The sequence below is a fragment of the Sphingopyxis sp. L1A2A genome (assembly GCF_005502465.1).
Lineage (GTDB): Bacteria > Pseudomonadota > Alphaproteobacteria > Sphingomonadales > Sphingomonadaceae > Sphingopyxis.
The window spans coordinates 25,591-33,041 of record NZ_SCOT01000036.1; the positions used below are offsets into that span (position 1 = coordinate 25,591).

A 7,451-nucleotide genomic window follows, 5' to 3' on the forward strand; every position below is an offset into this window, starting at 1 on the left:
TTTTTGGCACTGGCCACCGCCATCTCCGACCCTGCCGGACATGACCCGGGCGATGCGCCGATTTCGATTTCGGCCGGCTTGGCCGACTGGATGCTGGCACAGCAAATCTCGCTTGCCTTCACATCGTATCAGACCGGCCAATTGATTGTCGCTGGCGTGGGTCCGGACATGCGCCTGTCGTTCAACCAGCAGCAATATGCGCGCGCGACCGGTCTCTGCTATGATCAGGGGCGATTGCTTGTTGGTTCGATGTTCCAGATATGGCGACTGGAAAACACGCTTCGCCCGGGCCAATATGCCAACAACGCATTCGATATGGCTCTGGTACCCCGCACGGCGCACACCGTGGGCTACGTCGATACGCACGAACTTTCCTTCGCTGCCGATGGGCAGATCATCTTTGTCAATTCGCGTTACTCTTGCCTCGCAACGATCGACGCGGTGCACAGCTTTCGGCCGGTCTGGCGACCGCGCTTCATTTCCGCGCTCGTGCCCGAGGATCGCTGCCATCTGAACGGTCTGGCCATGGACGGGGGAATGCCCCGTTTCGTGACGGTCGCCGGCATGACCGACGAGAAAGATGGCTGGCGGGCGGATCGCCAGGGCGGCGGCCTCGTGATCGACATTGCCAGCGACGCGGTGGTTGCGGACGGTCTGTCCATGCCGCACAGCCCCCGTGTCCACGGCGGCGCCTTGTGGCTACTCGATTCCGGACGCGGCCAGATCGTCCGCGTCGATATCGCTAGCGGGCAGCGCGAAGATATCGCCTTTTGTCCCGGATTTCTGCGTGGGCTCGCCTTTCACGATCACTTTGCCATCGTCACCGTGTCCATGGCGCGCGAAGGCAAGTTCAAGGATCTGGCGATTCAGGCCGGGCTGGAAGAACGCCAACTCGACGCGAAATGCGGCATCTTGATCGTCGATACGCGCACCGGCCGCACGGTTCATTCGATCCTGTTGGGCGGCAAATTCACCGAGATGTTTGACGTTGCGGTGATGCCCGGCGTGCGCAACCCAATGACGATCGGGCCTGCCACGGTCGAGATGATCGGCGCGGTGACTGTCGGCGACGAAATCTAGCTTGCCCAAAAAACAGGGCCGCCCCGTTTCCAGTGCGGCCCCATATTTTGGCTCAGTAGCGATCAGAAGCCCACGCTGGCTCCGACCCGGAAATAGCGACCCAGCACACCCGGGAAATAGGTGAGCGTTCCGCCGCCGGTTGGCGACGGGAACGGCGGTTTGCGGTCGAACAGATTGTCAACGACGAACCGGATGCTGAAGCTCTTGTCGATCCGGTAAGTCATGCCGGTGTTGAAATACACGAAGCTGCCGACGCCGTCCGGATCTTGCGCCGTCGGCGTGGCATCGGCATCGAACTTCGCCGGTCCTGTGTAATTGACCTGCACGAAGGTGCTGAAGCCCTTATTGTTATAATCGATCGTCGCTACAGCCTGATGCCGCGAATATCCGACCTCGCCATTGTCGGTCTCAATCGCGGAATTGGCATCGGCGCGCGACGTCAGCGTGTCAAGATATTGATAGCTCGCATTCAGCCCGACGTTCGAATCCGCGCCAAGGAACGGCGTTGCGGTGCGGAAGTCGAGCGCTGCAAGGATGCCTTTGTATCGCAGCTCGGCGGCGTTGAAATAACCGGTCGAGATGAAATCGAGCTGATTGGTGGCGTCACGCGTAAACAGATCGCAGAACGGCGAATTGGGATAGTCGGCGGAATCATAGCAATTCTCGACGATATCGTCTGACGCCAACTGGGTGATGACATCCTTCACCTTGATATCGACATAGTCGACAGACAGCGAGAGCCGGGGAATGAAACTGGGACGCAGCACCGCCCCGACAGTAAAGGCGTTCGACTTTTCGTTGCGCAGGTTGGGATTGCCTACGACCGCCTGAAGGATGCTGGCATCGTCCGACGTCGCGTCAAAGTTGGCGGGAATTCCGTCAGCCGCACAATTGGCAGCGCGCGTGGCGGGAGCCGGCCCTTCATCCTGATTGAACTGGTCACACGGATCCTCGGCAAAACCGAAGAAGCTGCTCGACGGGTTGAACGCTTCGGTGATGAACGGTGCGCGGATTGCCCGGGTGTAATTGCCGCGCAGCGTGATGTCGCGGATCGGCTGCCAGCTGCCACCGACCGTCCAGGTCAGGTCGCCTCCTGCCGTCGAATGATCGACATATCGCGCGGCCCCCTGCAACTCGAGGGAGTAGATCAGCGGCACGTTGTTGGAAGGGCTAACGAGTGCGGCCCGGAGTTCGCCAAAGACTTCGTCGGTATTATATTTGCCGTTGAGCGGCTGGATGACCACCGACTGGCCGAAAGCCACGCGATCGTTGGCCGGATTGCCATCGCCGTCCGCATCGGTCAGCGGATCCGGATCGTCGCCACCGGCGAGAAATGCCCCCGGATCGAAGTCCTGCGATTCCGCGCGATGCTCATAACCCAACGCGAACGAGAAATCTCCGCCAGGCAGCGAGAACAGGGGGCCTGACAACGATGCCGTGAAAATCTTCTGCTTGTTGACCGACACGGGCCGCGTGATCGCGGTGACATAATCGCGCGCCGCCTGCGAGGTCTGCATTCCGAAAAGATTCAGCGGCGCACAGGTCGAACTGACGGTCTCCGCCGGAGAATTTACCGCGCCGGGCCGACAAATGATATTGCCGTTCGCCGCGCCGCCATTGAACAAGCCCTCGTCAACCGCGTCCACGGCGTTGAAGAAATTCTGGGTTGCGATTGCGGGCACCTTGCCGGTCGTTTTTGATCGGCCATAATTTCCGACGATTTCAAAGGACCATTCGCGACCGCCAAGACCGTTGAAATTTCCATCCACGCCCAGAACATAGCGCTGAATTTCGACATTGCCGGTGGCACGGCCCGAAATCACGTCGGTATTGGCACGCTGCAACAGGAATGTGTTCCCGTTCGCCTGCGACTGGATGATAGCACGAGCCTGCGGTGTCAGGAACGGATTATCGGTGCTCATGATGATGGCGCCGGCCGGATCGCCGGCATAGCCGAAGAGATAGGAGTTGTATTCGGGCTGGTCGCGAAGATTGACCCCCCTGCTGCGGCTGTACCACCCCTCGCCAAAGACACGGATATTGTCGGCGAGGTCAAAGCTCAACAGCACATTGCCGCTATAACGCTCGGTGTCGGTGAGCAGGTTTGAAAGCGGCACCAGGCTAAAGCCGTTACCACCCGATGCGTCGATGCTAAAGGATGTGGGATCGCCATTTTGATCGAGCGGTCCGAACGATGTCCCGAAATCGATCGGAATCAAATTGCCGGTCGCATCAAAACGCAGCGCGTTACCCTGGGCATCGACAAAGCCGCCTTGCGGGAAACCGAGATTATTTGCCTGTCCCTGGCTGACCGGAATGAAATCGAACACCGTCGGAATACCGAATTCGGAAATCGTCGGAATACGGCGATCGCGAAAGATGACATTGTCGAACGGCGAATTCGGATCGTTCGGACGGCCGTAAAAGCCCCCGTCGTATAGCCCCGGACGCGCCGTCTGCAACAGACCCTCGCCCTTGTTATACTCGCCAGAGATGGTGATGTTCGCCCGGCCATCGAGGAAGTTTTTGCCGGCAAGGCCGCGGAAACGATAGTTGGCCGCATCGCCGCGGCTGGAAATGCCGTACTGACCGTCGAGCTCCAGCCCTTCATAGTCACGTTTCAGGACAACGTTGACGGTACCGGCAATCGCGTCCGAACCGTAGATCGGAGCGCCGCCAATAACGATCGTTTCAACACGGTCGATGAGTTTGGTCGGAATGACGTTCAGATCGACCTGGTTGCCGCCCTGACCCGTGGGTCCAAAGATCGACGCGGTGTTCGATCCGACGAAGCGGCGGCCATTGACCAGCGTCAGCGTGCGCTCCGAGCCGAGACCGAGGAAGTTGACGAAACTTTGCCCGGGTCCAAAGCTCGACTGCGCGCCGACCGGGCTGCTGCCGGGAACGCCAAAGGCAGGCAATTCGTTCAGGGCCTGGCCGAGTGTTTCAAAGCCCCGCGATTCTATCTGATCGCCGCTGATGACGACCGACGGTTCGACAGTATCGAAATTGGCGCGCGAGATGCGCGATCCGGTGACAATGATCGCACTCTCGTCGCTTGCTGCGGCGACCTCTTGGGGTGCGGCGTTGTCGTCTGATGGGGCACCATCCTGCGCTTGGGCAGATGTGACAGATAAAGTTAAGGCAAGCGTAGATACGCAAACGCTGAAAGCAGCTTTCGAGGCTTTGACCATTGCAATATTCCCTGGCTGATTATGTGTTTAGCTCCACCCGCCAGAGTGGATTAGACCGCAAAGCCCAAATATCTATTAAAAACCCCTTCAACCCGTCTCATTCGCGCACGATGTTGCGGCGGCGACACGGTCGCCGCCGCAATGTCGTCAATAGCGGTAATGGTCAGGCTTGAACGGCCCCGCCACCGGCACGCCGATATAATCGGCCTGCTTCTGGCTCAGCTGGCTCAGCTTCACGCCCAGCTTGTCGAGGTGCAGCGCCGCGACCTTTTCGTCGAGATGCTTGGGCAGGACATAGACGTCGTTACCGTACTGCTCGGCGCGGGTCCACAGCTCGATCTGCGCCAGCGTCTGGTTGGTGAAGCTCGCCGACATCACAAAGCTCGGATGGCCGGTGGCGTTGCCGAGATTGACCAAGCGGCCCTTCGACAGGATGATGATCTGCTTGCCGTCGGGGAATTCGACCAGGTCGACCTGCGGCTTCACTTCGGTCCACTTGTAATTGGCGAGCGCCGCGATCTGGATCTCGCTGTCGAAATGGCCGATGTTGCAGACGATCGCCATATTCTTCATCGCCGCCATATGTTCGGCGGTGATCACGTCGGCGTTGCCGGTCGCGGTGACGAAGATGTCCGAGCGCTTGACCGCTTCGTCCATCGTCACGACCTCGAAGCCCTCCATCGCCGCCTGCAGCGCGCAGATCGGGTCGATTTCGGTAACGAGCACGCGCGCGCCGCCATTGCGAAGCGACTGGGCGCTGCCCTTGCCGACGTCGCCGAAGCCGGCGACGGTCGCGACCTTGCCCGCAAGCATCACGTCGGTGCCGCGGCGGATCGCGTCGACCAGCGATTCTTTACAGCCATAGAGGTTGTCGAACTTCGACTTGGTGACGCTGTCGTTGACGTTGATCGCGGGGAAGGGCAGCTCGCCCTTCTTGGCGATGTGATACAGGCGGTGGACGCCGGTCGTCGTTTCTTCTGACACGCCCTTGATCGCCTTGACCGTCTTGGTCAGATAACCGGGATTGGCGGCAACAAACGCCTTCAGCGCGCGCTGCATTTCGATCTCTTCTTCATTCTCGGGCGCCGGCATGTCCTGTCCGGCTTCGAGCTTCGCGCCCCACAGCGCGAACATCGTGGCGTCGCCGCCATCGTCGAGGATCAGGTTGCAGGTCGTACCGTCCTCGACACCCCAGTCGAAGATGCGGCCGACATAGTCCCAATAATCGGCGAGGCTTTCGCCCTTCACCGCGAACACCGGTACGCCGGTCGCGGCGATCGCGGCGGCGGCATGGTCCTGGGTCGAAAAGATGTTGCACGTCGCCCAGCGGACGTCGGCGCCGAGCGCGGTCAGCGTCTCGATCAGCACCGCGGTCTGGATCGTCATGTGCAGCGAGCCGACGATGCGCGCACCCTTCAGCGGCTGCGACGCGCCGAATTCCGAACGCAGCGCCATCAGGCCCGGCATTTCGGTTTCGGCGATGTTGATTTCCTTGCGACCGAAGTCGGCAAGACCGATGTCGGCGATCACATAGTCACGGGTGTCGGCGGCGAGAGTGGCCACGATGGAGTCTCCTGTAGGCGGGTTCGGCCGCAGGCGAGCGGCCACGGAAAGCTGGGTAATTATGTTGCGCGCCCTATCCGAAAGCGTCCTCAGGATCAAATATAAACTTTTCTTTATATCGCAAAGGCGGGTCGATCTGCCGAATAGCGCGAGCGCGCGAATCGCGGGCGCAAAATGCACCGCCACGCGAATTTATTTTCAGCGGGCGCAAATGTGACAACCGGCGTCGCCAAATTGTGACACCGCGTCGGGAACGCCAAGATTCTGAAAATCCTGACTTATAATGCGCCTTGCGTTGAGCATAATAAGTGATTGTGACACGAGTGTTACAAAGCCCCGAAAACATTGACTTTTCGCGCGATGAGGGAGAAAATCAGCTAAAGTTTACGAGGGGATAGAGAGATGAAAAAAATATTGCTGCCGCTGATCGCACTGGCTTTCGCGACCCCGGCCGCCGCGCAATCGATCATCGTTGTGACCGGCCCGCAGGCCGATTCGATGACGCTGCCCGTTGCTTATGCCGAACTGCGCGCCGGCGAAAACCACGCCGCAATTGCCAAGCTGACCGGCGAAACCACCCTCGACGCCCGCGACCCGTCGCGGCTGATCAATCTCGGCACCGCTTATGCGCGGCTGGGTCGCACCAGCGATGCCGCCGCCGCTTACGACGCCGCCATGGCCAGCCCGATCCGCTACGATCTCGAACTCGCCGATGGGCGTTACGTCGATTCGCGCTGGGCCGCCCGCACCGCCCGCGCCAATCTCGCGACCGGTCGTCCGCTGCTCGCGCTCGCGCGCTAAGCCTCGCCACCCTCGGTTGTCAGCAAGCGGGCGTCCACTCCCGCTTCGGCAAACGCCGCCTGCCAGCGCTTGGCGGGCGGCGTGTCGAACAACAGGGCATCGCTGCCCGGGGTGACGTGCCAGCCGTGGCGCACCATCTCGCCCTCCAGCTGCCCCGCCGACCATCCGGCATAGCCCAGCGCCACCAGCCATCGGGCGGGACCGCCCCTGTGGCCGATCGCGCGCAAAATGTCGTGCGAGCTCGAAATCATCCAGCGATCGCTGACCTGCACCGCTTCCTGCCCGCCCCAGTCCATGCTGTGCAGCACGAACCCGCGCGACGGTTCGACGGGACCGCCCAGAAACACCGGCTGTTCCAGCGGATCGTCATGCGCAATCTCCAACTGGTCGAGCACCTGGCCGACGGTCATCCCGGCAATCGGGTCGGAAATGCCGATCCCCATCGCGCCCTCTTCGTCGTGGCTGATCATCGCGATCACCGCCTGTTCAAAGCGGGGGTCGCCAATCCCGGGCAGCGCGAGCAGCAGCTGGCCGGTGAACCAAATGGGGTCTCTCTCCATCGCGCCATCATGCAGCGGAGGGGCGGGGCGGTCCAGCATCTTTGGCGCGAATGCCGGCTTCGGGGCGGGAAGCTGTCCTTGCCAATCCTCCCCATCGACTTGCGATGGGGAGGGGGACCGCCGCCGCAGGCGGTGGTGGAGGGGTGGCGACGTTGCGCCATTACCCCTCCGTCAGCCCCTGCGGGGCTGCCACCTCCCCATCGCAAGTCGATGGGGAGGATCCTCGCGTCTACTTCCAGTCGCAACCGGAAAC

General features: G+C 61.0%; 5 protein-coding genes. 2 read left to right on the plus strand and 3 right to left on the minus strand.

The genetic code is table 11. The annotated features are described in order from the left end of the window. Positions 1–3 precede the first annotated feature (3 nt). Positions 4–1,080, plus strand: a complete 1,077-nt coding sequence (locus tag FFS68_RS15210) for a TIGR03032 family protein (RefSeq protein ID WP_249340186.1) — start codon at positions 4–6, stop codon at positions 1,078–1,080. Between the two features lie 62 nt (positions 1,081–1,142). On the opposite strand, the gene FFS68_RS15215 is transcribed toward FFS68_RS15210, so the two are convergent. After that, a complete protein-coding gene (locus tag FFS68_RS15215; protein WP_137754043.1) occupies positions 1,143–4,274 on the minus strand; it encodes a TonB-dependent receptor in 3,132 nt (1,043 codons plus the stop codon). A 147-nt stretch (positions 4,275–4,421) separates the two neighbouring features. Beyond that, the gene (ahcY, locus tag FFS68_RS15220; protein WP_137754044.1) at positions 4,422–5,837 is read right to left on the minus strand and encodes an adenosylhomocysteinase; all 1,416 of its coding nucleotides are present in this window, start codon (positions 5,835–5,837) and stop codon (positions 4,422–4,424) included. Between the two features lie 402 nt (positions 5,838–6,239). Here ahcY and FFS68_RS15225 point away from each other — a divergent pair, with 402 nt between their 5' ends. After that, entirely contained in the window at positions 6,240–6,638 is a 399-nt protein-coding gene (locus FFS68_RS15225) for a hypothetical protein (protein WP_137754045.1), read from the plus strand. On the opposite strand, the gene FFS68_RS15230 is transcribed toward FFS68_RS15225, so the two are convergent. Continuing rightward, entirely contained in the window at positions 6,635–7,198 is a 564-nt protein-coding gene (locus tag FFS68_RS15230; protein ID WP_137754046.1) for a YqgE/AlgH family protein, read from the minus strand. The two genes, FFS68_RS15225 and FFS68_RS15230, sit on opposite strands and share 4 nt — an antisense overlap. Between the last annotated feature and the right edge of the window lie 253 nt (positions 7,199–7,451).